Raw genomic sequence first — 24100 nt, forward strand, 5'->3', positions numbered from 1 at the left:
TTATACTATGGTGAAAGCTATTTACCCGATAGCACACATGATTATAAATAATTTTATGACTTGTCGTATGTCAGTAAGTGCTGCCGTCAGGTGATTTTCTACTGTTCGTTTGCTGATGTTGAGTTCTGCGGCTATCTCCGCGTTCGAAAATCCTTCTTTCCTGCTCATTGTAAATACGAGTCTGCGTTGTTTGGGCATCTTGGCTATGGCATCGTCTATCTGCTGTTGAAGCTGGGTGGCAAATAGTTGTTCTTCAATATCGTCGCTTACTATTGGTGTTTTTAATTGTGTTTCCATGAATTTAGCTATTACCAGCTCATGATCGAAATAATTATAAATGGTGCTGCGTGCCATTGTAAATAGGAAAGCTTGAAAATTGGATATGTCTCTGAACTGTGAGCGATTTTGCCACAACTTCATGAAAATGTTTTGGCTCATGTCTCGTGCCACTTCTCGGTCTTTTACGAAACCTGTGATGAAGTTCACTAGCTTTGGCTGATATTTCATGAAGAGTATTTCTAAAGCTTTACTGTCTCCTCTGGTAAACAACCTGATGTAAAACTTGTCTTCCGAATCATTCATGGGCTAATCTATAGAGTAAGGAATATCTGCAAACTTACAAAAAGAAGGGAAAATGACAAAATAAATCTGTAGAAAAGTGCAGATAGGCAAAGAGCGGACGTATCTACTTTGATACATCCGCTCTTGTGTAATGGGTTGGTCTTGTCGTGATAGCCGACAGCTATTTCTTAAATTCGGCGTAGATTTTAGCTGCTATTTCCTTGAATTCTTCTTCGCTGAGTTGTAGCTTTTCCTTATGAAAATCCACGTCGGCCTCATTGTTGATAGGTATCAGGTGGATATGTGCGTGTGGCACTTCCAATCCCAAAACTATCTGAGCTACCTTCTTGCAGGGGAAAATAGACTTGATGGCAGCAGCTACTTTCTTTGCAAACAGTTGAAAAGCAGCCAACTCTTCGTCGTCCATGTCGAAGATATAGTCTACCTCGCGACGCGGAATCACCAGCGTATGACCTTTTACCAGTGGATTGATATCCAGAAAGGCATAGAACTGTTCGTTCTCTGCGCATTTGTAGCTAGGAATCTCTCCGGCTGCAATCTTTGAAAAAATATCCATAGCGTATTTCTTTATGAAGTGATGAAATGTGCGGTTTAGTCTATCGAAATATTATCAATGCGCAGTTTGATAGTGCCACGCGGAATCTTGATTTCCACCTCGTCGCCCACTTTCTTGTTCAGCAATCCCTGAGCAATAGGCGTCTTAATCGAAATCTTACCGGCTTTCAAATCGGCTTCGCTCTCGCTCACGATGGTGTAGGTCATCTTGCTTTTCGTGGCAAGATTGGTCATTTCCACCTTCGACATAATCTGTACGGCGTCGGTGCTGAGGCGAGATACGTCTACAATCTTGGCCTCAGCGATAGTCATTTTGATTTTGTTAATCTTATCTTCCAGATGAGCCTGTGCCTCTTTAGCGGCGTCGTACTCCGAATTTTCACTTAAATCGCCCTTGTCACGAGCCTCTGCAATAGCGGCCGATGCCTTGGGACGTTCTACAGCTTCCAGCTGTTTGAGCTGTGCTATGAGGTTATCATAGCCTTCTTGTGACATGTATGCCATATGAAATAAATTTAAAAATTGTCCTATCGTTTTTCCGTTACACAACAAAAACGACGAATTCCGACAGCCTTTGTGTTGTCGGAATCCTACTTTCCATTGCGTACTTGATATTTATTTTGTTGGCAAAGGTAGGCATTATTTTGCTAACATCCAATTATTTCTCCTAATTTTAGATTTTAAAAACCTTTGTCCACATTTGTTACTAAATTCGGGCGATGCGGATGAAGTGTGCGGTTCTGGTATCCATATAGAAATATGTGATAAGTTTGAAAAGCTGTAATACTTATATTTTAAGTTCGAAAGTTGTCTCGCCCTTCATGGTCTTGAGTGTGAGCGAACCACCACTTATGCGCATGATCTGGCGCGAAATGCTCAGTCCGATTCCGCTGCCGTCGCGTTTGGTAGTGAAGAATGGTACGAAGATGTGTTGTGCCACGTCGTCGGGAATCAGTGGCCCGTCGTTGCTGATGGCTACGACCACATTCTCTTTCTCGTCGCTATAGGCGTGTATTCTGATATGTCCGTCGTTATCGATAGCTTCTATGGCGTTTTTCAAGATGTTGGTTACTACGTGGGCCATGAGACCTTCGTCGGCATAGACAAGCAAATCAGTGGGTTCGACGTTTATCTCTATATGGGGAAAGGCAGCCAGTCTGACCATTCTTTCGATGAAGGGGCGAACGTAGAAGAGTTCGGGATGCGGTGTGGGAATATGTGTGAACTTACGGTAGTTTTCTACAAACGATAGTAGCTCGTGTCCTGTCTTGTTGATGGTAGAGAGTCCGGTTCGCAGTTCTTCGCGAGCATGTTCGTCGTCGGCAGTGCGGTCTGTGAGTGGTAGCAGTGTTTCGCTGAGCGATGTCACCGGTGTTATGGTGTTCATGATTTCATGAGTCAGCACGCGGATAAGTTTCGTCCACGAGTCTACTTCCTGATTGCTCAGTTCGCTGTTGATGTCGCTGAAACCGATGATACGCATTTTGTTGCCTTGTAAGAGTGTGTTGGCTTCGCGAATGGAGAATCGTTGTGTGGTGAGATTTTCCTTGATTTGCGCCATGTGGGTGAGTGTTTCCAGTCCCAATAACTGCAAGGCGGCATGGTTGTGTTGCACGATGTTGCCCCGGCTGTCTACCACGATGATACCTGTCTCTACTGCATTCAAGATGGCTTCATAGTATTTCTCGCGCTCGGCCGTCTCTTCCCTGTCGCGCTGTATGATGGTCTTGATACGATTCAAAGACGTGTTGAAAAGGTTTTCTTCGTGCGAGATGCGGTCGGTGGGGAAGTGGAATGAGTAGTCCAGGTTGTCGATGGCGTCGAACATAAATGACACCTTGCGTAGGTTGCGACGATAGCGTCGGCGGAGTCTGATATATCCGGTAACAGCTGCTATTGCTACCATAGCCATCAACATCCAATACCATAAACTCATAATCCGTAGCGTTTGATTTTGTTATATAATGTCTGTCGTGAGATTCCCAGTTGTGAAGCCACCATTGAGAGATTGCCCTCGCAGTCGCGGATGGTCTTTTCTATCATGCGACGCTCCATCTCGTCGAGGGTTTGTACTTCCTCCATCGGCTTTTCCCGATGGCTCTGGCTACCCTCAATATCCACATCTTCGATATATCGGCTGCTTGAAGACAGAATCACGGCTTTCTCGATGGCGTGTTCCAATTCGCGTATATTGCCATACCAGGGAAGCGATTCTATTTTCTCGGTGGCATCTGCGGTGAAATCGAGATTGGGCTTGTTGTAGATGTCGGCATACTTTTGAAGAAAGCGATTAGCTAGTGGCATGATGTCCTGTCGGCGTTGGCGGAGGGGTGGAAGTTGCAGGTGTATGGTGTTGATACGGTAGAGCAGGTCTTCGCGGAAGTCGCCCTGACGCACCATTTGATGCAAATCGCGGTTGGTGGCACAGATGAGCCGTACATTGATGGGAATCTGTCTGCTCCCCCCGACACGCACGATGGTACGTCGTTGCAGTGCTGTGAGCAATTTGGCCTGTAAGGCATAAGAGAGATTTCCTATTTCGTCGAGAAATAATGTACCCTCTGCTGCCAGTTCAAACTTCCCAGGACGGTCGGTTTTAGCATCGGTAAAAGCTCCCTTCACATGCCCGAAGAGTTCGCTTTCGAACAGCGTCTCGCTGATAGCTCCCATGTCAATGGGCATGAGCTGGGCCTTGTTACGCAGTGAGAGCCGATGAATCTCGTTGGCTAAGACCTCTTTTCCTGTACCGTTCTCACCCGTAATCAGGATATTGGCATCGGTTGCCGATACTTTTTCCACCATCTCTCGAAGCTCTTGCATTGCACTGCTTTCGCCCCAAAACATGGGTACTCTGCCGTCTGAAGGGAGTCTGGTCTCCTTGCCTGGTTGCGTTTTCCGGTAGGCATTGAGCAGTGTTGCCACGAGTTTCTCGTTGTTCCAGGGTTTTACTACAAAGTCGGCAGCTCCTTCTTTCAGTCCCGTTACGGCCAGCTCTATGTCGGCATAGGCAGTAAAGAGCACCACTTCGGTCTTCTGTCGGTGCTGCTTTATCTCGCGCAACCAGAACAGTCCCTCATTGCCATTGTTCACTCCGCTGCCGAAATTCATGTCGAGCAACACCACGTCGGGTTGCAGTTCATGCACCCGTGCAGGGATGTTGTTGGGGTTACTGACGGCAACGATTGTCTCAAAATGATTTTCCATGAGCATCTTCACAGATGTGAGGATGTTACGATTGTCGTCAACTATGAGCAGTGTTCCTTTCTTCATAGTTGCAAACTTAATAAAAAATGGTGGAAAAACAGCGGTCTATGTGTAGCTATTTGTAGGAAAAGCGACGGGTAGACTCGTTGAAACTCGTGAGCGAATACATCAGGGCCGTGTTGGCATATCCCAGCCATGCGGCTATGTCGGCATCGGTCTTCACGCCCGAAGTCAGTTGCTGTCGGGCCATGCGGAGTCGCCTGGACTCCACCAGTGCCTCGAATGGCAGTCCAGTCTCATGCTGTAAGACGTCGTTCAGATAGGCACTCGACAAGCCTAGTGGGGCTGCAAACTTGCATGTGCAGGGTTTTCCGTCGGTAGCCAGTCGGCCTTGCATGATGTAGGCGTCGATGTTTTCTGTCACTTTTTCCACGGTTTTGTCAATGGAATCGCGACGCAATACCATCTGTCGGATGTAATATCGGCTACAGTAAGTCAATAGCAATTCGAGCTTGTTGCAGATGATGGACTGCGAAAAACAGTCTACTCCCCATTCCAGTTCGGCCTTGATACCATCGAAGATAGCCAGGATGCGTACGCGTTCGGGTTGCGACAGGTGCAGGGCCTCTGTCAGTTTGTATTTGAAGAAAGTATATTCGTGTATCTTCTTTCCTAATTTCGTGCCACAGAACAGGTCGGGATGAAATACCAGCAGTCGGCCTGACAGGTTGCTATGGGTGCTGGTCTCTATGGGAACCATCTTGTCAGGCGCACGAAAAAGCATAGTCCCGTCAGCGAAGTCACACTTCATCCGCGAGCTTGCCAAGTCGCCCGACGTCTGCTCGCACAGCATCACCGAGTAGCAGTCGAGCCTCAGCCGTTTGCGTTCGTGGGCATTTGCCAGGTCGATGACACTGACGAGCGGATGCAGCGTCTTCTCGTTGAACAGTCGGTTACAGCTATGTACGGTTTCTATATAGGTGGTCTTGTGCTCCATTCGTTACACAGCCTCCTTGCGATATTGGCTCGGCGTGAGTCCCACGTTGCGTTTGAAGTAGCGGTTAAAGTGTTGCGGATATTGGAATCCCAGCATATAGGCTATCTCGTTGACGGTCTTTTCTGTGCCCAGCAGTTCTTCTTTGGCCAGGTCTATGATTTTCGCTTGGATATAGTCTTGCGGTGTCCGTCCCGTCTCCCTCTTGACCAAGTCGCCGAAATAGTTGGGCGACAGGAAACACTCCTCGGCAAAATACTTCACCGACGGCAGTCCGTCCTGTATCGGGCGGTGTTCCTTGAAATATTGGTCGAGCAGTGTTTCGAACTTCTCCAATACGCCCAGATTGGCCGTTTTGCGCGTCACGAACTGCCGTTCGTAGAATCTCAGGCAGTAGTCCAGCAGCAGTTCGATGTTCCTGCAAATCAGTTTACGCGTGTGTTGGTCGATGGGATGCTCCAGTTCTTGCTGTATCTTGCCCAGGCAGTCTTTGAAGATACCCCGCTCGTCCTCGTTCAGATGCAGTGCTTCGCGCGACGAATAAGAGAAGAAAGCGTATTGTTTCATGCTCTGGCCGAGCGATGTGCCACGAATCAGGTCGGGGTGGAAGAGCAGTCCCTGCGAGTTGGGGATGTAGTCGGGAGCCGGTTTGATGTGTACCACCTGACCCGGAGCGAACGATGTTACCGTTCCCTCTTGGTAGTCGTAAGGTTGTCGACCGTAGGTGATGTCGCCGCAAAAGGTCTGCTTCAACCATATACTATAGACGCCGTATTCAAGGGTTCGCTCTTCGCGGGCGGCCTCCGAGTCGGCTTTCGACATATCTATGACGGTCACCAGGGGATGCAATGTCTCGAAGCCCATACTCTTGTTAAAGGCATCAATGGAGTCTATACGTTTGATTTTTGATTCTGCCATAGTCTTCTTCTCTTTCCGGCGGCAAAGGTAGTCACTCTTCTCCGCATCGTTGTTAAACATATTACGGAATATCCAACCACAATTACCTACCCATTGGAAGGCAACTAATCAAAGAAAATGAAGAAAAGTCGAAGTTGTTGCAAATTAACTGATAATGAGAAGGAAACGGAACGATTTGCATAAGACTGCCCTATTCGTAAAGGGCAGTAATATGCAGATTTAGGCAGAAGTTCAGTTACTAAACCGTTACCCGATTTTACCATAGGTAACGATGGAGTAATATTCGGTAACTGAATTATTTTCGCTCGTGTTGCTGTTGCTACGGTCGGCAGTTTTCTGCATAAGTGAGGAACGCTTTGAAATTGGTATTTTTGCCACAAAACATCAAAGCGTATGAAACAAGAGAAAATGAAGGTGTTGCTCTACCTCAAAAAGAGCGGTCTTGACAAGTCGGGAAAGGCTCCGATTATGGGGCGAATCACACTTGGAAGGAGTGTTGCGCAGTTCAGTTGTAAACTCTCCTGCAACCCTGACTTGTGGAATCCCCGTGAGAGTAGGATGGACGGAAAGAGCCGTGAGGCGGTGGAAGTGAACGGCAGGTTGGAAAACCTGTTGCTGTCCGTTCAGTCGGCTTATCAGTCCCTGCTCTCCAAAGGTTGCCCGTTTGACGCAACCGACGTGAAGGAGCAGTTTCAAGGCAGCGTGCAGACACGGTGTATGCTCATTGAGAGGCTGGATATGCTCATCAAGGAAAAAGAAAACCATGTAGGTATAGACATCAAGGAAGGAGCCATACACGGCTACCACTCCGCCCGCATACACTTACAGAGTTTTATTCAACGGAAGTACAAGGTCTCGGACTTGGCTTTCTCGCAACTCACAGAGAATTTTATCCATGAGTTCCGTCAGTATTTCTTAGCTGAGTGCGGTTTTCAGGAAAGCACGTTCTATAATGTAGCCACGCATTTGAAGACGGTGTGTAGGCTGGCTTACCGTGAGGGATTGGCTGATACGCTCCTGTTTGACAAAGCCAAAATCAGCAAGGGTGACAAGAAACTGCCAAAGGCTCTTGACAGGGCAGTATTGGACAAACTAAAAGCGCTCCGCTTTGATGATTTGGAAGAGGATTTGGAAACGGCAAGGGACATCTTTCTCTTTGCCTGTTATACAGGTGCAGCCTATTGCGATTTGATGGAACTGAACAAATCCCATCTTGTCCGTGATGATGAAGGCAAATGGTGGCTGAAATTCAACCGCCGCAAGACAGGCGTACCCTGCCGCATCAAGTTATTGCCCGAAGCCATTAGGCTGATAGAGAGGTTTCACAGCGATGAAAGGGAAACACTGCTTCCCTACATCAAATACAAGAACTATCAGGCTTGTCTGAAAGCCCTGCGGCTTCGTGCAGGTATCTCGTTTCCTTTTACCACGCATACTGCAAGGCACACTTTCGCAACGCTCATCACGCTTGAACAAGGCGTACCCATCGAGACAGTAAGCAAGATGCTGGGACATTCCAACATAAGTATGACAGAACGCTATGCAAAGGTAACCCCACAGAAACTCTTTGAGGAGTTTGACCGCTTCCTCTCTTTCACCGAAGATTTACGTTTAGCCATATAAAAGACAGCCATTATGAGAAGTACATTCAAGATACTGTTCTATATCAACAGACAGAAGATAAAGTCAGACGGCAATACCGCCATTCTCTGCCGTATCACCATAGACGGGAAAAGCTCAGCTATTACTACAGGCGAAGAATGTAAGCCCTCCGAGTGGAACACCAAGCAGGGCTTGACGACTGACAGAAAGACCAATCAAAGACTCCATGAGTTCAGGGAACTTGTGGAAAAGACCTATCGGGACATTCTTGTAAGGGACGGAGTGGTAAGCGTTGAACTTGTCAAGAACCACCTGCAGGGTATTGCCACCCACCCGACAACGCTCCTTGCCATGAGCAGGGTGGAACTGCAAGCGGTCAAGGAAAGCGTCGGAAAGTCAAGGGCGGAGGGAACTTATCTGAACCTGTCTCATTCTGACAGAAATCTCCGTGAATTTGTGGAAAGAAAAGGATTGCAGGATATCCCCATTTCCACCATTACGGAGGAATTGTTTGAGGAATACCGCTTCTTTCTCAAAAAGCGGGGATTGAAGGGGACTACCATCAATAACTATCTCTGCTGGCTGAGCAGGCTGATGTTCCGTGCTGTCAGTCAAAGGATTATCCGCTACAATCCCTTTGAGCATGCCAAGTATGAGAAAGAGGAAAAGAGGATACACTTCCTGCAAAAGAGCGAGGTTGTCAGACTTGCGGCAATGAAGATGAACGACAGGGAAGCAGAGTTGGCGCGGCTGATGTTTGTCTTTGCGTGCTTTACAGGGTTGGCTATCGCAGATATGGAAACTCTGCAATATGGGCATATCCAAATGGCAGCGGACGGACAGAAGTATATCCGAAAGGAGCGTCAGAAAACAAAGGTGGAGTTTGTCGTACCGTTGCATCCAATAGCGGAAGCCATCATTAACCATTGCAGGAAAAAACAAGAGAATAATGAAGAATGGCAGGCGGTGAAAGAAAAAGGCGACAGCCTTGTCTTCCACAGCGATTGCAGCCGCAGTGTAATGGGCAAGAACCTGTGCGTTGTTGGCAAAGCTTGCGGTATCCGTCAAAGTCTTTCTTACCACATGGCTCGCCACACCTTCGGAACGATGAGCCTTAGTGCAGGAATACCTATTGAGAGCATAGCCAAGATGATGGGACACGCTTCTATATCAAGCACACAGATTTACGCACAGGTGACAGACAAGAAAATTTCTGAGGATATGGATAGGCTCATAGCCAAACAAACGGTAAAGGGAAAGGAAACTTCGGAGAGAGAGGTTTGTGAACTTTCGGATATATCAACCTATAAAATGGAGGAAACGGCATGAGAGCAAGCAATAATTCAAAGAGCAAAAATAGCACGTACAATCATCGTAGTTACTTTGATTGGGGCAGCAATATGCAAGTCATTCGCAAAGGAAACGGAGAGATTGCCATGACTGAGGGAGAACTTGCGAGGTTCTTCGGCGAAACGTGGAATAAACTCAACCATAGATTGCAAAAGATAATGAAATCCGCCAACCTGCATCCCGATGAAAGGAGTGCAGGTGAAGAAGAAATTATAAAGAGGGGAAAGACCGTAGGTTATTCACCACTTTATCCCCTTCCAATCATCATTGCCCTAACTTTTCAGTTGGACAGCATAGAAGCGCATCTGTTTAGAAGATACATCTGTTGTGAGTTGCAAAGGCCAACAGCAATCATAAGGCCAATATTCTTGTTTGATAATACGAATAACTGATTATTGGATATTCTTTCTCTTTCACTGGTATTATCCTACTACATAACTACAAGATGGGTAATACAGTGAAAGAGAAAGGATTGGCGTGTAGTTGGGAGATAACAATCCTCATTACTACGGAATGACTACATATCAATCTTTTTCCGATTGTTATACACGTGATTTGATGATTTTTGCTATATTTGTGTGATAAAACTCTTACGAACCAATGAGAAATGTGCAAAAATGCAGGTTTACAAGAAAAAGTTGAAGATTTCGTGCAGTCTTTCCACAATGTTCTACTCCTTTATATAAAAGGATATTTGTTGTCCAAAAACAAATGATACAGATAGACGCTTGTAAACAAGGAGACCCAGAGGCTCTTGGAGAACTTTACACGGTATATGCTCACAAACTGCAGAGCGTATGCCGACACTATATAAAGGATGAAAACGCGGCAGAGGATATTCTGCACGATGCTTTTATCATTATCTTTATGTCGCTGAAAGACTTGAAAGATAATGATAAATTGGAAGGATGGATGATGACCATCGTGAGAAATCTCTCCTTGAGATATTTGCAAAGCACGGAAAAGAGAGAATTGTCGTTGTCGCAATTAGATATTGACATTGCTGACAACGGGCCAAACGAGCCACGAAAAAACATAGAGTTGGACGTGCTTTTGTCTGCCATAGAAGACCTGCCCCCCAAAAACAGGGAAGTTTTCAAGTTGTCCGTATTAGATGGTTTGACTCACAAGGAAATAGGAAAGTTACTTGATATTGCCCCACACAGTTCTTCCTCACAGTTGTTCAGAGCGAAGAAAATGCTGCGCACCATCCTGATTGATTATTGGGCGGTGCTGTTACTGCTACCTGTTTTCATTCCTTTATATATTTATGTTGTTACAAGGAACAAAGTTGAGAAAGTGTCGAAAAGCAGCAGTCCTATTGTCGTACACTCTCGCAGGGAAGATTCGGGGAATTTACTATCGGAAGAAAGAGGCAAGGATACTCCGAGCAAGGTCGAAACGACAACCTCTCATGTTACGCAAAACGACAAATGCATTACTTTGGAACGAACAGAGGTGAAGTATGCAAAAAATGATACGACACCCACCATGAAGAATATGGGTGTAGGAACTCTTACAATAACGCCCAACACCGATTCCTTGCAGAGAAATTTAGCGGTGGATGGCAGTGTAGAGAACTCTTTATTCCATTTGCCACAGACACCATCAGATGAATTTATGGCAATTGACACACATACACGTTTGAACATAGAACAGAAGAAGAAATATCCTTGGACATTCAATGTCGGCTATTCTTCCAATGCTGGTGCTAATGGTGCATTATCAAATCTGAACTATCTGTCCGTAATAGATTACGCTAATGGTGGTGCGGCAGCCAAACTATACACTTGGTCTGATTTGGAGACCTATTATGCCCGAAACAATGCTTTGATGGATTCTGTTGAGAGAGCAAGAATGTCTTTAATGCTCCTTGATCATCCCATGGATGATAACAGCCCATTAGGAGAGGTTGCACATCACTACCGTCCTAAGACCTTTGGTCTTTCCATTAATAAGCAATTAAATCCAAAATGGACTTTCGGAACAGGTGTAACTTATACCAGACTAAAGTCTGAATATGAAAGCGAATATCACAAAGCAAGATTGGTGAAAACCCAGAAAATAGATTATGTGGGCATACCATTGCGATTGACCTATCGGGTATTGGGTAAGGGACGTTTCAACGCCTATACGACAGGAGGTGTGACATTTGAAATGCCTGTCCGTAGTTCGCTTGCGAAAAAGTTTATCGTTACATCTGATTCAACGTTCACGCTGAAAGGCGACATCAAGCCACGCTATCAGTGGTCTGTAAACTTGGGTGTCGGTGTGCAGTACAAGATATTTAAGCCATTCAGTCTGTATTTGGAATCCAATATGTTCTATTACTTTAAGAATGGCAGTGGGCTTGAAACCTACCGCACGGAGCATCCATTCATCATCACGGTGCCATTCGGACTTAGGCTTACTTGGTAAATGATAGGAAATGAATAGATAGGAAAAAGTCATAAGTATTGTGCAGTCTTTTAGAAGGTTTCTGCTCTTAACAATAAAAGACAAAACTCAAAAGGAAGAATGTACAGTATTTATGACTACATCCACAATGGAATTGTATTTGTCAACAATGTAGCACGCAGACAGCACAAGGAACTCACCTCACTGATGATATATTCCACTACAAGCTGTCAGTCACGTTGCAAGCACTGTTCCATTTGGAAGAAACCTACGGAAAATCTAAGTTTAGATGACATCATTAAAATAATGAATAGCAAATGTGTAACAAAACGCACGATGGTCGGCTTGGAAGGAGGTGAGTTTATCCTCCATCCCGAAGCAGACAAGATATTAGGATGGTTTGACACCCATCATCCCAACTATACATTGCTGTCCAACTGCCTTGCAACACACAAGGTAATTTCTTCCGTAAAGAATCATCATCCCAAGCATCTATACATATCACTTGACGGCAATCGAGAAACCTATCGCTATATGCGTGGACGGGATGGATATGACAAGGTAATTGAGGTTATAGAGGCATGTAAAGACATCGTGCCCACCTCCCTGATGTTTTGCCTTTCTCCGTGGAACTCATTTAAAGACATGGGATTTGTTATAGAAATCGCCAAGAAATATGACATTGATGTTCGTATTGGCATTTACAGCACGATGTCGTTTTTCGATACGACCAAGGACTTGATGGAAGCTAATGATACGGATTTCATCAGTCAGATACCCTCTTCCATACATCAAACGGATGAGAACTTTGACTTTGTAGCCTTGTATGACGAGTGGAAGAATAACAGACTGAAACTTAGGTGCCATAGCATTTTCAGCGAACTAGTAGTCCACTCCAATGGCGATGTTCCTTTGTGCCAGAATTTGGATGTGACCTTGGGCAACATCCATGAGAACACACTTGACGAAATTTTCAATTCAAAGGAAACCTGTAAGATTCAGTGTCACCACTCCAAAGCGTGTAATCAATGCTGGATAAACTATCATCGGAAGTATGATATTATTCTGTTGAGAAATCTGGAGAAAATGTTTCCCAAGCGACTGATAGAGTTGTTTTACGGGAAATATCACTGGACAGAGAACAAGCATACCACTTATAAAGAGCATTTCAATAATATAATTGCATAGCGAAAGAATATGGGATATATAGATAATATCATCGGCAGATACAAGAGTATGCGGAGCATAAGGGGGCTGAATCATATCTACACCCAACAATATGCTCTTGTAGGTCTTGGTAATCATTGTGTCAGCAACCTGTTGCCCGTCATACAGTATCTTCAGTTACCTCTGAAATATATCTGCTGCACCTCTGAGAAGAAAGCCGAGTTGATAGCTCAAAAGTATAAAGGAGTTAAAGAGACAACTTCTTTACAGGACATCCTACATGATGATACGGTTTCTGCTGTCTTTGTGGCAGCCAATCCACATTCGCACTTTCATATAGCAAACGAAGTCATTAAAGCAGGGAAGTCCTTATTCATAGAGAAACCACCGTGTGAGAACGAGATGGAACTAAAGTCTTTGACAGATACCATCAAGTTGTATGGTTCAAAACATATCGTCGTGGGACTGCAAAGACGTTTTGCCCCTGCCACTCAAATTCTGCAAAAGCGATTGAAAGGTGATGGCAAAAGACATTACCATTATCGCTATCTGACAGGATTATACCCAGAAGGAGATGCATTGCTCGACCTGTTCATCCATCCTCTTGACTATGCAACATTCCTTTTTGGAGAGGCAAAGATAAAGAGTTTGGATGTTATTCGCAGTAGAGACGGTGGACAGACTTTGTTTCTTGTATTGGAGCACCAAGATATAACGGGGATATTGGAACTATCAACAGATTTCTCGTGGCAAAAGGCGGAGGAATTGTTAAGTATCAGTACGGACAAAGGACTTTATGTGTTGGATAGAATGGAGCACCTTGATTTCACACCGAGACGCTCTGCGGTGTTGGGGATTCCATTGGAGAAAGTCTTTCCAAACAATATGGTGGCGACAGTCTGTCTCTACGAAAGAAACGGCTTTATTCCAACGATTAGGAACAACCAAATCGCCTCACAAGGATTCTTCCCAGAAATCCAAGCGTTTGCCGATATGGTTGAAAACAAGCGTGAGTATGATCGTGCTTTTGGGCTGGAAAGTGTCAGGCATGTTTATTCTCTTATGTCAGAAATACATAACTATACAAGTAAGAAATAATAAGTATGCACATTTATATCTAAATCCATATAATGATGAAAAAAGTATTTTACAGTCTGATATGTCTGATAGGATGGTCAGCGTGTTCGTCAGAGAATGTTGTTCTTGACGCATTGAAAGTTTATGATGTAGCAAATTCCACTTGCAAGTTAAACCTCTCTCCAACAGAAACACGTTCAGATTTCTATTTGGAAAACCAAGATTCCCCTACAACCCTTCATATTGAGTTGGGAAAAGACGGTATCGCCCAATGTTTGATTGAGGATGTGAAAGACAACTGCATAATCAAGGAAAGAAAAGTGAATGTAAGCTGTCAAGACAATCAAATCTTGCTTATAGTGTATCATAAGGTAGATTTTGAGGAACGGGCAGACTGCATTTGTAACTACGATGTCAAATTCAAAATGAGCAAACTGCTGCCGGGCAATTATCATTTAAAGGTGTATTACACGGATGCATCTATGAAGTGCGAAGAAGAACTCCTTGCGTACGATGGACCGATAAACCTTTCTGTGGGAAAAACGACAAAGGTAACTTTTACTCCCGGACTATTCCTGCCCGAATAGTCATAGGGAATAAAAGCATTCTTTGAAAACGGCACTAGCAGTGTAATTTCACCTGTTCCAAGTGCCGTTTTTCTTATCCTCTGTTGTATCGCATATTCATCACTCCCTATAATTCCTATCCAGTAATCTCTCCAAGTCGGAAGCCTTGTAGAGTATCTTCCCCGCAAACTTCGTGTAGGGAATAACCTTCCTATCCCGATAGTCTTGCAAGGTGCGGGGGCTGATATACAGCCGCTCGCACACTTCCTTGCCCGTAAGGAAATGTTCACCGCCAAATAGTGGCTTGTGTGTCTGTGCCACTTCTCTTATTCGTCTGTTCACTCCTTCAAGTGCGGACAGCACCACCTGCATCTCGTCCGCATCCATGTTCAAGTCCCTTACTGATTCCATACTCTTATCTGTTTACAGGGTTATCTTTTCTTGGTTTCTCTGATCTTGCATTGAGCAGACGCTCTACATCCTCACGCTTATAATAACACTTGTGTCCGATTTGGGCAAAGAGCAGCACACCTGTATCACGGTAGTGCTGCAAGGTGCGCTTGCTGATGTTGAGCAACTTACACACATCACCGTTGTGCAACCAATCTGTGTGCTTACTCTGTTCCCCGAAAGCCTTGTGGCAGGTCTGGGCAAGGCTGAGTATCTCATTCCTCAACTTTGTCCAATTTGAATCCGTAATGATAAAATAACCCATAGTTCTATTATTGTTTTGTTTGTAATTCCTATTCTTTTTTTGCGCTTTATAGCACGTTTCTGCCTGCAAAAGTAGGATGCGTTTCCCATACTTCAAAGCAGCAGGGAACAGCAGGGATGTATCGGGAACTTGAAGGAAAAGACAACGCATTTTATCGGCTGCCGTTTGCTCCTTTTTGCCCTATATTTTTCTTTCACTGTCATTTTTAGTGCAAAGATAGGGTGGTGCTTATCCTGTTTAATCGTTTTCCGCTCAGATGGCAGCTTGTGGCACTTTCGATGTGGGCAAACGCTACCATATTTCTGTGCTGATTCTATAGTTTGCAATATCGGTGCAGAATACCGCAAGTGTGCGTAAGGGGCACACTACTGCCATTACATTTTCTTGTTGTTTTATCCCCTGCTATGGCTTAAATCAGTCTTTTCTTTCCCTATCTCCATAAAAATCCGTGCGAACTTTATAGCGAATGAGCGCAACATTATGCAAGCACTCTCCGAATGCTTGGAACTTACCTGTTCTCTTGATAACTTCGTTCTTGGAAACAAAACCAAGCATATAATGAAAACAAGCGCAGATAAAGGCAAATTGGAGGATGGGTACAGCACACTCAGACCGAGAAAAACTTCCTCCAAGAACTCGGAGATAGAACCCCACCTGTCTACTCGCTATGAGTTCAGATACAATACGGTATTGGGAAGAACTGAATATCGTAGCAAGAATGATGTTCACTTTTCAAAGGTGGGTCGTTATGAAATCAACACGTTCCGTAGGGAGATAGACAACGACATCGGGATAATAACCTCCTCCGATAATCTCTATTCTATCATCGAGAGCAGTTTCTCTCCACGTATCAACCCCATACAGGAGTATTTCAAAAACTTTCCATCAGTGGATTTGAGCAGTAGTTCTTCCTTTTCACTGAAAGCCATTCCCGGACTGGCAAGTTGCGTAGCCGTACGCAACTCCGACAAATGGCTGCCGTACCTCACCAAGTGGCTCGTGGCAGTAGTCGCCAACGCAATGGACGACCGTGACTGCCGTAACCATACCTGCCTCGTGCTGACAGGCGAGCAGGGAAAGTTCAAGACCACGTTTTTGGATTTGCTCTGTCCGCCTGCCCTGCACGGTTACAGCTATACGGGCAAGATATATCCGCAGGAGAAGGACACACTCCCCTATATCGGGCAGAATCTTATCGTGAACATCGACGACCAGCTCAAAGCTCTCAACAAGAGGGACGAGAACAAACTCAAGAATCTCATTACCTGCCCAATGGTCAAGTACCGCATGCCCTACGAAAAGTATGTTCGTGGCATCGGTGAACGGCAACGACTTTCTTACAGACCCCCACAGGAAGCAGACGGTTCCTGCCCTTTGAAGTTTTATCTATTGACATTGAGAGTGCAAAGGGTATATCTATGGACAGTGTCTATGCGGAAGCCAAAGCCCTGCTCAACGCTGGTTTCCGCTATTGGTTTGACGATGATGAGATATCGGAACTATACAGGGAGAGCGAGGAGCTCCAAGTGCAGACCGCAGAAACGGAACTGCTGCTACGCTGCTTCGAGAAGCCAACTGAGGATAATCCCCATTGCTCCTATATGACCACTACGGAAATTCTTACCTATCTGGGTATCTATACCCGGCAGCCCCTGACTTCCAAGCACATGGGCGAAGCCCTTAAAAGGAGTGGCTTTGAGAAAGTGAGCAGAAGGCGTGACGGTGGCTGTCCCATCTATGCGTACAAAGTAAGAAAACTACTTCCCTGTCCTTTGCTTGATAGTTGTAGTAGCCTGATGTAGTAAGGTATGTAGTATTGTCATGTACTACAATGTAGTATTGATTATTAATAACTTACAACAAAATAGTATGTAGTAAGAAGAAAGATGAAAAAGTTTGGAAAGGAAAAACTTTGGAAAAGAGAATCTTTTCCAATGCCATTCGAATATCATTCAAACAGGAATTATTCAATCAGTTCAGTTAAAACATATCACAATGAAAGAAGAAGATTTATCAGCAATCAAGCGATACCCCATAGTGGAGTATCTTGAGAGGAAAGGCATCAAGCCTGTACGCAGAACGCCTTCCTATGCCATGTACCGTTCACCGCTGAGGGCGGAAACGCATCCGAGTTTCAAGGTGGACATACAGAAGAACCTTTGGGTAGACTATGCCGAGGGCAGGGGCGGAAGCATTATCGACCTCTGTATGCGTTTGGAGGGCTGCACGTTGTCGGAAGCCATCCGCCACTTAGGGCAGACCGCATTCTTTGATACAGCGTACTGCCCTCATAATACAGACAACTCCATACCGGAAAGTCGCAAACCAGTGGTTCCTGTAAATGAGGCAAGAAAACTTATAGGCATATCAGACACCCTGCCGCCACATTTGCAAAAATACCTAACGAAAGAACGCTGCATTGATTTGGAAAAGGCGACGCCATTCCTCAGATGTATCAGCTATGAGGTAGGGGAACTACGCTACCAAGCCATCGGCTTTGCAAACCAGTCGGGAGGGTACGAGCTTCGGGACAACGGTTTGTTCAAGGGAACGATTGCCCCGAAGGATATTACTCCGATATTCACGGATAAGATAACGGACAAAATGCAACCTATCTGTGTGTTCGAGGGCTTCATGGACTTCCTGTCCTTCCTTTCAATGAAAGAGGAAATAACGAGAGCCTGTCTTGTGCTAAACTCGGTAAGCAATGTGGCAAGAGCTATCCGCTATCTGAACGACCGACACCTGCCCCATATCTGCGCCTTCCTTGATAATGACGATGCAGGGCGAAGAGCCGTACAGGAGTTTGCAAGGGCAGGTTTCCAAGTGGAGGATATGTCCCGATATTACAAGAATTTCAAAGACCTCAACGATTTTCACGTCAGCCGTGTCCGTGAGCAGAGGGAACAGAAATGGCAGGTAAAGACACTGGTGCAAAATCAAATCAATAAATCAAAACAAGTCAAACATAAAATGAAATAAGGATATGGAAAAGAAGACAAAGATAACAGACAAAGATTTTTTAAGATATTTGGGCGTGGAAGATGAAGCAGAGGACGAATCTACTTCACAGGAAGCGACTGCGGTTCCTGAAACAGAAAGACCAACTAACAAGCAGAACACTGAGAATACCACGCACTCCGAGCCTGCACGGAACACGCGGAACATGCCCGTTCAGAGACGCGTCAGTGCCAAGATGAGGAAGAAGACACTGGAAGCCTACAAGCAAGCCTATCTTGTGCCAACCAAACTGAACAACCGCAAGGCGGTTTATCTGAGCAGGGAGACACAAGAGCGTGCGGACTTCATCGTACGCAGGTTGGGCGACAGGGGCAGCAACCTTTCAAGCTTTGTGGAGAACATTGTGCGCCTCCATTTGGAGGAATACGGTGAGGACATAGAGAAATGGAGGAAGCTTTGAACCCACAGGAAAAAGGTCGAGAGTTTTCTTGAAAAGGGACGACCTTTTCAGAGAACGGAGCAACGGACATTTGCTGAACAAAGAGAACGATGAACGTATCACGAACGCAGTCAGGCACGGAATGCACGGCATTCACTTTTAGGCTACAAAACGCCTTGTGCGTAAACGACCCGTTAGCTGACATTGCAAGACGTCAGTTTGTACCCACAAACTGCTCCCAGCTCCCCTCGTCAGACAGTCGGGGAGATTAGACCGTAATCACTCCGTTCTCATCGGTCAGCATTCAAGAACTAAGCAACAACGAATCATCTACAATGATTAACTTTCAAGGAAACTTATATGAACAGATACAAAGGAAAAGCTGCCCGATGGCAGCAACAAGATAAAGAAGAACAGCGGATGAACAAGACGGAGTTCATCAAAGTAAGATGTACCTTAGAGGAAAAGCAACGCATCAAGTCAAAGGCGGAAAGTACGGGACGGAAGTTCTCGGACTACTGCCGTGAGATACTCCTTAACGGAGAGGTAACAGCCGTCCCCAAGATGACCGACAATGAGAGGGAAGCCATTGCCATTCTTGGGCAGATAGCAAAGTTCTATGCACAGATTTCCAACCTCATCAAGGTCAAGGACGAAAGGTGGGTACTTCTCACAAAGAACCTTTCCCTATGTGCAAAGGAAGCATTTAAGCGATTTTACGACCCCTATTTTCATGTGGACGATGAGATATATAAAGTCTTAAATATGACAAGAGATGATAGGAAAATGTAAGGCGATAGCCCACGGAAGTACGGCTTTGGACTATATATTCAGGGAAGGCAAGCTCGGTAGCCGGCTTGCCTTCCACAATCTTTGTAGCAGGGAGCCAAGGGCAATCTATGAGGAAATGAAAGTGGTCAGTAATTACAACAGCCGTTGCAGGAACAAGTTCCTCCGCATTGAAATAGGCATCGCACCGCAGGACGAGAAGAAGTTGCCTGTTTCCGAATTGATGAGGATAACCCATCTGTTTGCCAAGCAAATGGGACTTGACAACCACCAATGGGTGGCAGTAACGCACAAGGACACCGACAACAGACATATTCACATCATTGCCAATCGCATCAGCCTGTACGGAGTGGTCTATGATACCACTTTTGTGAGCAACAGGGCGGCGAGAGTGGCGGAGGAAATCAGCAGGGAGAAAGGCTTGACCATCGCAAAGGAGGTCAAGGCGGAAAGGAAACACCAAAAAACAAAGGCTAATCCCACAAGAGAGCAAACAAAGCAACAAGTACAGAATATCTGCTACACCCTGCTTGAGAAGTACAAAGAAACAGGCATTACAGGGCATTCCATGTTCCTCTATGAGTTGAACAAGAAGGGCATTACCATAGAGCGTATGAAGAACAAGCAGGGCAAGGTCTATGGCTTGAGGTTCTCATATGCAGGACTATCATTCAAGGCATCCGAAATCGGCAGGGAGTTCGGCTATCACTCCTTGCAAAGAAACTTTGAACCAATAAACAAAAAAGAATTAAAGAAACCACACCACACAATACAAGAACTGACAGAAAAGAACAAACAGCCTGATATTGGCTATCAACTCGTACCTAAAAGCCGTTCATATATGCCACGAACAACAGAAGAAACTCCGCAGATAACACAGACTATCGGTGCAATGGCAGATGCAGCCATTAGCGCAGCCGCTGAAGTGGTGGAAGGGTTGGGCGATTTGATTACACCAACTGCACATGGCGATGACTATGCCGAAGCTGCATGGCAGCGCAGACTGAGAAACCAAGCGAACAGAAAGAAGAAAAGGGGAAGAGGTATGTAACCCACAGCCAAACAGCCAATCAAAAGTGCAGAAACAAGAATATTTCATCAAAAACGCTTGTTATTCAAAGCAAATGATTATCTTTGTAAATAAAGATAAATTTATAATAAGTATGAAATCAAGTTATTTTTATCACAACCTTCCATACGAAGAAGGAGAAGAACCAGATTGGCTGGTAAACATTGAGGAGTATAGTAGAGTGAACAGCCTTAGAGTTTATCTGTTAAAGAACCCAGTAGTAGACTCTGGTCATGAAGAATATGAAAAACATTTTCTTCTTTTAGCATCAGGTTTTCAGCTTTGCATCGTGGAAGAGCCTGATTCTGAAAACTTCGAGAGTTTTGAAGAAGACATAAAAGGCGATATAAGATATTTGTACCAAAAGTATGACTATCGTTCAAAAATGGGACTCTATTCTAAAGTGGAGAATGAGCTAATTAAATCAACGAAACTTGGCGATTTTGCAGATATCGCAGGTTTGATGGATAAGTTAAGGCTTTCAGAACCTTTGCAGAAACGAAAGTCAGAATTATTAGTTTCACTCTGTATTGGTAGCATCAATGAAATAGCGAAAGTTGGTGTTGATGTACCAGAAACGCTGGTGGAAAAAGTTAGGCATAAAATTCAACTTTTCGATGGTGATCAAACTAGGTTTATTTATGATAACCGTCAGCAGAAAGTGATTAAGATTCAGGGGCTTTCAGGAACGGGTAAGACGGAATTGCTTCTTCATAAGCTGAAAGAACTATACTCCTTGTCAGATGATGTAAAGATATTCTTTACATGCCATAACCGTATACTCGCAAGTACTTTGCGCATCCGCATCCAACAATTCTTTAACTATATGAAAGTACAAAAGCAAATTGATTGGGAAGAAAGATTATGGTGTGCAAATGCCTGGGGACGAACTTTGGATCCTGACTCTGGCCTTTATAGCTATATATGCGAACATTATGGGCTTTCTTTTCACAGTTATAGTAATTCTACCTCATTTGACCAGATTTGCAAACAAGCATTGAACGAACTGAGAAGTCAAGGAGAAGTTAAGCCTGCCTTTGATTATATAATAGTGGATGAGAGCCAAGATTTTGATCAAAATTTTGAGGAGTTATGTAAGGCTGTAACATCAAAGCAGGTATATATGGCAGGTGATGTTTTCCAATCTATTTTTGCAGAACATATCGCCAAAGCATACAATGCAGATTATCTCCTTGGTAAATGTTATAGAACAGCTCCTGATACTTTGATGTTTGCACATGCTATGGGGCTTGGTCTTTTTGAACCAAAACGTTACAGATGGTTGAAAGAAGAGGATTGGAAAACCTGCGGCTATTCTGTGAAGAGGAATGGGGATAGGTTGACTTTAACAAGAGAGCCTAACAAAAGATTTGACGGCGATGACATTTCGTATGAAAGTGTGAAAGTGTATAAAAGAAAACAAACAGCCACAATAGAGCAGATGGTCTGTGTGCTTATAGACGAGATGAACAAAGAGAATGATAATACACTAACACCTAATGATGTTGCAATTATTTTTGTTGATGAAAAAAAAGACAATTATAATCTTGCAAATCAGATTTGTATTGCAATAGGCAATAAATATAATTGGGAAACCAATAAAGCATACGAATCTAAAAAGCCAGTCGCCAATTCTGTTTTAGTCAGCAACAGGAATAATGCAAAAGGACTAGAATACCCATATGTAATATGTATTACAGAAAATATCGCAGATAATCACCAGTTTAGAAATGCACTCTACACGATGCTTACACGCTCATTTATACGAAGTTATCTATTGATTACCGACCCTACTTACAAAGTTCCTCAAGAGGTGAAAGACGGGCTTCATCAGATAAAAACAACCCATGCTATGGATATAAAATGCGCTGATTCTGATGAGGAAAAAGAAATAGGTATGAGATTTGAGCAGGCAAAGCGGGCCATGTCACTTAAAGAATTGGTTGAGCAATATGTTAAAAATAATAATATTGATGAGGTTTATGTGAATAAGATACTCGAAATGTTTGGCTTAATAGATATTACAGGACTAGAAGAAGATGATCTATTAGAGAAAATTGAAAAAACCACAGACCTATTAATGTCAAGATAGTATGAGATATGTACATTCATTAGGAAGTATGTCAAGTGCAAAAATGGAGGGAAAACTAAAGAAACCTTTGGATTACATCAATATTGTTCTTCAGATAGTAGAGCATCTTCTTTCTTGGGATGGTCCAGAAAATGAAGCAACAATCAAGATGCCTTATCTTGTTATAAAATCAACTAAGATAATTAGGCGAATCTTTATTATAAAAAACGATCAGATAGTAAGCTTTTCATTCCCGTTTCACGTTTATGAGAATAAGACCGGTGTTGCTGTTCTTAATAAATGGCATGTAAGATATAAAGATATTGATGTTAGTACTATAATTTTAAGCAAATGCAGAGAATTGTATAGTGATTATGAAGCCTATCAAGATAAAAAATCATATCAAGAGATTGCATCAGCTCAAAATCTTGCGGATACTGATACGTTAAAAGCTATTCGTTTATTTGAAATGTTAATGATAACAGAGCCTGCCTATGTTAGATATGATTACGATCCGAAAGGTGCTAAAGGGCAAAAACACCCACTATGTCATTTTGATTGTAACTTTATTGATGCTCATCACTACAAAATAGGTTTGCATTATCGTATTAACTTAGTCCAAGTTGAGGATTTGCTGGATAAAGACACAGACAGCTGGTTTATTGCTAAGTATAAGGAGTCCGCTATAGAGAAAAAGAAAAGGCTTAAAGTAAGGCTTGCCAAAATCAAGAAAAAGAAATGCATAAGAAAACGCAAGAAGAGAAAATGACTAAAGGCGGGCAATGGTTCCATTTAATGGAAAGTGTTGTAAAGTAAACAGAATCTTGCTATGACAAAAAATAATATAGCACAGCCTTTATGAAGACTTCCCTGATACCATTCAAAACTGTATTTCCAAATACGGCGTACAGCTCTGTATTAGATATCAGATATACAACTTTGTCAAGAATATGGATAGCAAGTTCCGAAGGCACTGTAATTTGTTTATGGTCATCAGAGGAGGCAATAACAAAAGCTCACACAATGGTATACGGACAGAAAAACTCAATTGAGCATAAGCTATCAACATTCCCTTCCCTGCCTGCCATTCATATATACCGTCTGCAAAAGCAAATGAAAGTTTGTCTTTTGCATAAACCGTCGGAAATGTAGCAGGCACTGTCTTGAATGCTGCCAAAGAAATGATTTCAGGAGCAGGTGGACTTATCAGTACACAGACACATAGTGTTGATTCTGCCGAGATGACATGGCGGCACTAACTAAGAAATCAAGCCAAGAAAAAAAATCGAGGAAGAAGCATATAACAGTTCTTCTCTATCTCCAATCGCCTAAAAAATTAAGTATGAAGTAAAAAAGCGAAAATCTTATCAAAAATGCTTGTTATTCGGTAACAAAGTATTATCTTTGCAGACAGAATAACAAGCGTTCTTTGTTAGGCAGAAAACAGCGAAGCCAAGTAGCTTGCTCGTTTCCAAATCGTTACCTGTTTAGTTATATCAACAGGGTAACTTCTTTATTTCCAATAAGTTGTATTTTAGATATTATCTTGGAAGGCAATATTGCGATTCCAAAACATTCTATGCAAAGTTACGAAAATATTTCACTTCTTTTCGTATCTTTGCACACAATAAAGCACATATATAC

General features: G+C 43.7%; 22 protein-coding genes and 1 pseudogene. 14 read left to right on the plus strand and 9 right to left on the minus strand.

What is annotated here, in order from left to right; translation table 11 throughout:
* Positions 1-21: 21 nt before the first annotated feature.
* The 7 genes from ACZ42L_RS10620 to ACZ42L_RS10650 form a co-directional block, all read right to left on the minus strand.
* On the minus strand, positions 22-582 hold the full coding sequence (locus tag ACZ42L_RS10620; protein ID WP_464702758.1) for an RNA polymerase sigma-70 factor: 561 nt from the start codon (positions 580-582) through the stop codon (positions 22-24).
* A 160-nt stretch (positions 583-742) separates the two neighbouring features.
* On the minus strand, positions 743-1138 hold the full coding sequence (locus ACZ42L_RS10625; RefSeq protein WP_464716075.1) for an HIT family protein: 396 nt from the start codon (positions 1136-1138) through the stop codon (positions 743-745).
* 35 nt (positions 1139-1173) lie between these two features.
* A complete protein-coding gene (gene greA / locus ACZ42L_RS10630) occupies positions 1174-1641 on the minus strand; it encodes a transcription elongation factor GreA (protein WP_464699154.1) in 468 nt (155 codons plus the stop codon).
* 283 nt (positions 1642-1924) lie between these two features.
* Complete coding sequence (locus ACZ42L_RS10635) at positions 1925-3073, minus strand: sensor histidine kinase (RefSeq protein WP_464716076.1); 1149 nt, start codon at positions 3071-3073, stop codon at positions 1925-1927.
* Entirely contained in the window at positions 3070-4407 is a 1338-nt protein-coding gene (locus tag ACZ42L_RS10640; RefSeq protein ID WP_464716077.1) for a sigma-54-dependent transcriptional regulator, read from the minus strand. Before ACZ42L_RS10640 ends, ACZ42L_RS10635 begins: the two co-directional genes overlap by 4 nt.
* Before the next feature lie 49 nt (positions 4408-4456).
* Entirely contained in the window at positions 4457-5338 is an 882-nt protein-coding gene (locus tag ACZ42L_RS10645; RefSeq protein ID WP_464716078.1) for a helix-turn-helix domain-containing protein, read from the minus strand.
* 3 nt (positions 5339-5341) lie between these two features.
* Positions 5342-6253 carry a helix-turn-helix domain-containing protein gene (locus ACZ42L_RS10650; protein ID WP_464716079.1) on the minus strand — a complete coding sequence of 304 codons (912 nt, stop codon included), beginning with the start codon at positions 6251-6253 and terminating at the stop codon, positions 5342-5344.
* A 393-nt stretch (positions 6254-6646) separates the two neighbouring features.
* Between ACZ42L_RS10650 and ACZ42L_RS10655 the strand changes: the two genes are divergently transcribed.
* The 7 genes from ACZ42L_RS10655 (at position 6647) to ACZ42L_RS10685 (ending at position 14433) form a co-directional block, all read left to right on the plus strand.
* Complete coding sequence (locus tag ACZ42L_RS10655; RefSeq protein WP_464716080.1) at positions 6647-7876, plus strand: site-specific integrase; 1230 nt, start codon at positions 6647-6649, stop codon at positions 7874-7876.
* Between the two features lie 12 nt (positions 7877-7888).
* The gene (locus ACZ42L_RS10660) at positions 7889-9184 is read left to right on the plus strand and encodes a tyrosine-type recombinase/integrase (protein ID WP_464716081.1); all 1296 of its coding nucleotides are present in this window, start codon (positions 7889-7891) and stop codon (positions 9182-9184) included.
* On the plus strand, positions 9181-9597 hold the full coding sequence (locus ACZ42L_RS10665) for a hypothetical protein (protein WP_464716082.1): 417 nt from the start codon (positions 9181-9183) through the stop codon (positions 9595-9597). The genes ACZ42L_RS10660 and ACZ42L_RS10665 overlap by 4 nt, the downstream gene beginning before the upstream one ends.
* A 319-nt stretch (positions 9598-9916) precedes the next feature.
* A complete protein-coding gene (locus ACZ42L_RS10670) occupies positions 9917-11623 on the plus strand; it encodes a sigma-70 family RNA polymerase sigma factor (RefSeq protein WP_464706496.1) in 1707 nt (568 codons plus the stop codon).
* A 99-nt stretch (positions 11624-11722) separates the two neighbouring features.
* Complete coding sequence (locus ACZ42L_RS10675) at positions 11723-12790, plus strand: radical SAM/SPASM domain-containing protein (protein ID WP_464706495.1); 1068 nt, start codon at positions 11723-11725, stop codon at positions 12788-12790.
* 9 nt (positions 12791-12799) lie between these two features.
* The gene (locus ACZ42L_RS10680) at positions 12800-13867 is read left to right on the plus strand and encodes a Gfo/Idh/MocA family protein (protein ID WP_464706493.1); all 1068 of its coding nucleotides are present in this window, start codon (positions 12800-12802) and stop codon (positions 13865-13867) included.
* Between the two features lie 35 nt (positions 13868-13902).
* Complete coding sequence (locus ACZ42L_RS10685) at positions 13903-14433, plus strand: hypothetical protein (protein ID WP_464701618.1); 531 nt, start codon at positions 13903-13905, stop codon at positions 14431-14433.
* 99 nt (positions 14434-14532) lie between these two features.
* On the opposite strand, the gene ACZ42L_RS10690 is transcribed toward ACZ42L_RS10685, so the two are convergent.
* Both ACZ42L_RS10690 and ACZ42L_RS10695 read right to left on the minus strand, forming a co-directional pair.
* Positions 14533-14823: a helix-turn-helix domain-containing protein gene (locus tag ACZ42L_RS10690; RefSeq protein ID WP_464698779.1), complete on the minus strand. Its 291-nt coding sequence runs from the start codon at positions 14821-14823 to the stop codon at positions 14533-14535.
* A 4-nt stretch (positions 14824-14827) separates the two neighbouring features.
* Positions 14828-15127 (minus strand): helix-turn-helix domain-containing protein, encoded by a 300-nt coding sequence (locus ACZ42L_RS10695; protein ID WP_464698781.1) that lies wholly within the window; start codon positions 15125-15127, stop codon positions 14828-14830.
* 558 nt (positions 15128-15685) lie between these two features.
* Here ACZ42L_RS10695 and ACZ42L_RS10700 point away from each other — a divergent pair.
* From ACZ42L_RS10700 to ACZ42L_RS10730, 7 genes and pseudogenes are all read left to right on the plus strand, one after another.
* A pseudogene (locus ACZ42L_RS10700) lies at positions 15686-16929 on the plus strand (VapE domain-containing protein).
* 193 nt (positions 16930-17122) lie between these two features.
* Complete coding sequence (locus ACZ42L_RS10705; RefSeq protein ID WP_464716083.1) at positions 17123-18109, plus strand: toprim domain-containing protein; 987 nt, start codon at positions 17123-17125, stop codon at positions 18107-18109.
* 4 nt (positions 18110-18113) lie between these two features.
* Positions 18114-18548, plus strand: a complete 435-nt coding sequence (locus ACZ42L_RS10710) for a DUF3408 domain-containing protein (RefSeq protein WP_464716084.1) — start codon at positions 18114-18116, stop codon at positions 18546-18548.
* Between the two features lie 339 nt (positions 18549-18887).
* Positions 18888-19319 carry a plasmid mobilization protein gene (locus ACZ42L_RS10715; RefSeq protein WP_464716085.1) on the plus strand — a complete coding sequence of 144 codons (432 nt, stop codon included), beginning with the start codon at positions 18888-18890 and terminating at the stop codon, positions 19317-19319.
* Positions 19303-20367 carry a relaxase/mobilization nuclease domain-containing protein gene (locus tag ACZ42L_RS10720; protein WP_464716086.1) on the plus strand — a complete coding sequence of 355 codons (1065 nt, stop codon included), beginning with the start codon at positions 19303-19305 and terminating at the stop codon, positions 20365-20367. Before ACZ42L_RS10715 ends, ACZ42L_RS10720 begins: the two co-directional genes overlap by 17 nt.
* A gap of 25 nt (positions 20368-20392) precedes the next feature.
* Positions 20393-22477, plus strand: coding sequence for an AAA family ATPase (locus tag ACZ42L_RS10725; RefSeq protein WP_464716087.1), 2085 nt, complete (start codon positions 20393-20395; stop codon positions 22475-22477).
* 1 nt (position 22478) lies between these two features.
* On the plus strand, positions 22479-23225 hold the full coding sequence (locus ACZ42L_RS10730) for a hypothetical protein (RefSeq protein WP_464716088.1): 747 nt from the start codon (positions 22479-22481) through the stop codon (positions 23223-23225).
* The last annotated feature ends 875 nt before the right edge of the window (positions 23226-24100 follow it).

This window comes from Prevotella mikamonis (assembly GCF_055381405.1).

Excerpts from the sequence above, each read along its gene's own strand:
- ACZ42L_RS10720 (WP_464716086.1), top strand. The coding sequence starts at position 19,303 with ATGATAGGAAAATGTAAGGCGATAGCCCACGGAAGTACGGCTTTGGAC.
- ACZ42L_RS10655 (WP_464716080.1), top strand. The coding sequence starts at position 6,647 with ATGAAACAAGAGAAAATGAAGGTGTTGCTCTACCTCAAAAAGAGCGGT.
- greA (WP_464699154.1), bottom strand. The coding sequence starts at position 1,641 with ATGGCATACATGTCACAAGAAGGCTATGATAACCTCATAGCACAGCTC.
- ACZ42L_RS10665 (WP_464716082.1), top strand. The coding sequence starts at position 9,181 with ATGAGAGCAAGCAATAATTCAAAGAGCAAAAATAGCACGTACAATCAT.
- ACZ42L_RS10650 (WP_464716079.1), bottom strand. The coding sequence starts at position 6,253 with ATGGCAGAATCAAAAATCAAACGTATAGACTCCATTGATGCCTTTAAC.
- ACZ42L_RS10715 (WP_464716085.1), top strand. The coding sequence starts at position 18,888 with ATGAACAGATACAAAGGAAAAGCTGCCCGATGGCAGCAACAAGATAAA.
- ACZ42L_RS10705 (WP_464716083.1), top strand. The coding sequence starts at position 17,123 with ATGAAAGAAGAAGATTTATCAGCAATCAAGCGATACCCCATAGTGGAG.
- ACZ42L_RS10730 (WP_464716088.1), top strand. The coding sequence starts at position 22,479 with ATGAGATATGTACATTCATTAGGAAGTATGTCAAGTGCAAAAATGGAG.
- ACZ42L_RS10635 (WP_464716076.1), bottom strand. The coding sequence starts at position 3,073 with ATGAGTTTATGGTATTGGATGTTGATGGCTATGGTAGCAATAGCAGCT.
- ACZ42L_RS10645 (WP_464716078.1), bottom strand. The coding sequence starts at position 5,338 with ATGGAGCACAAGACCACCTATATAGAAACCGTACATAGCTGTAACCGA.
- ACZ42L_RS10670 (WP_464706496.1), top strand. The coding sequence starts at position 9,917 with ATGATACAGATAGACGCTTGTAAACAAGGAGACCCAGAGGCTCTTGGA.
- ACZ42L_RS10685 (WP_464701618.1), top strand. The coding sequence starts at position 13,903 with ATGAAAAAAGTATTTTACAGTCTGATATGTCTGATAGGATGGTCAGCG.
- ACZ42L_RS10690 (WP_464698779.1), bottom strand. The coding sequence starts at position 14,823 with ATGGAATCAGTAAGGGACTTGAACATGGATGCGGACGAGATGCAGGTG.
- ACZ42L_RS10660 (WP_464716081.1), top strand. The coding sequence starts at position 7,889 with ATGAGAAGTACATTCAAGATACTGTTCTATATCAACAGACAGAAGATA.
- ACZ42L_RS10640 (WP_464716077.1), bottom strand. The coding sequence starts at position 4,407 with ATGAAGAAAGGAACACTGCTCATAGTTGACGACAATCGTAACATCCTC.
- ACZ42L_RS10625 (WP_464716075.1), bottom strand. The coding sequence starts at position 1,138 with ATGGATATTTTTTCAAAGATTGCAGCCGGAGAGATTCCTAGCTACAAA.
- ACZ42L_RS10680 (WP_464706493.1), top strand. The coding sequence starts at position 12,800 with ATGGGATATATAGATAATATCATCGGCAGATACAAGAGTATGCGGAGC.
- ACZ42L_RS10620 (WP_464702758.1), bottom strand. The coding sequence starts at position 582 with ATGAATGATTCGGAAGACAAGTTTTACATCAGGTTGTTTACCAGAGGA.
- ACZ42L_RS10710 (WP_464716084.1), top strand. The coding sequence starts at position 18,114 with ATGGAAAAGAAGACAAAGATAACAGACAAAGATTTTTTAAGATATTTG.
- ACZ42L_RS10695 (WP_464698781.1), bottom strand. The coding sequence starts at position 15,127 with ATGGGTTATTTTATCATTACGGATTCAAATTGGACAAAGTTGAGGAAT.
- ACZ42L_RS10675 (WP_464706495.1), top strand. The coding sequence starts at position 11,723 with ATGTACAGTATTTATGACTACATCCACAATGGAATTGTATTTGTCAAC.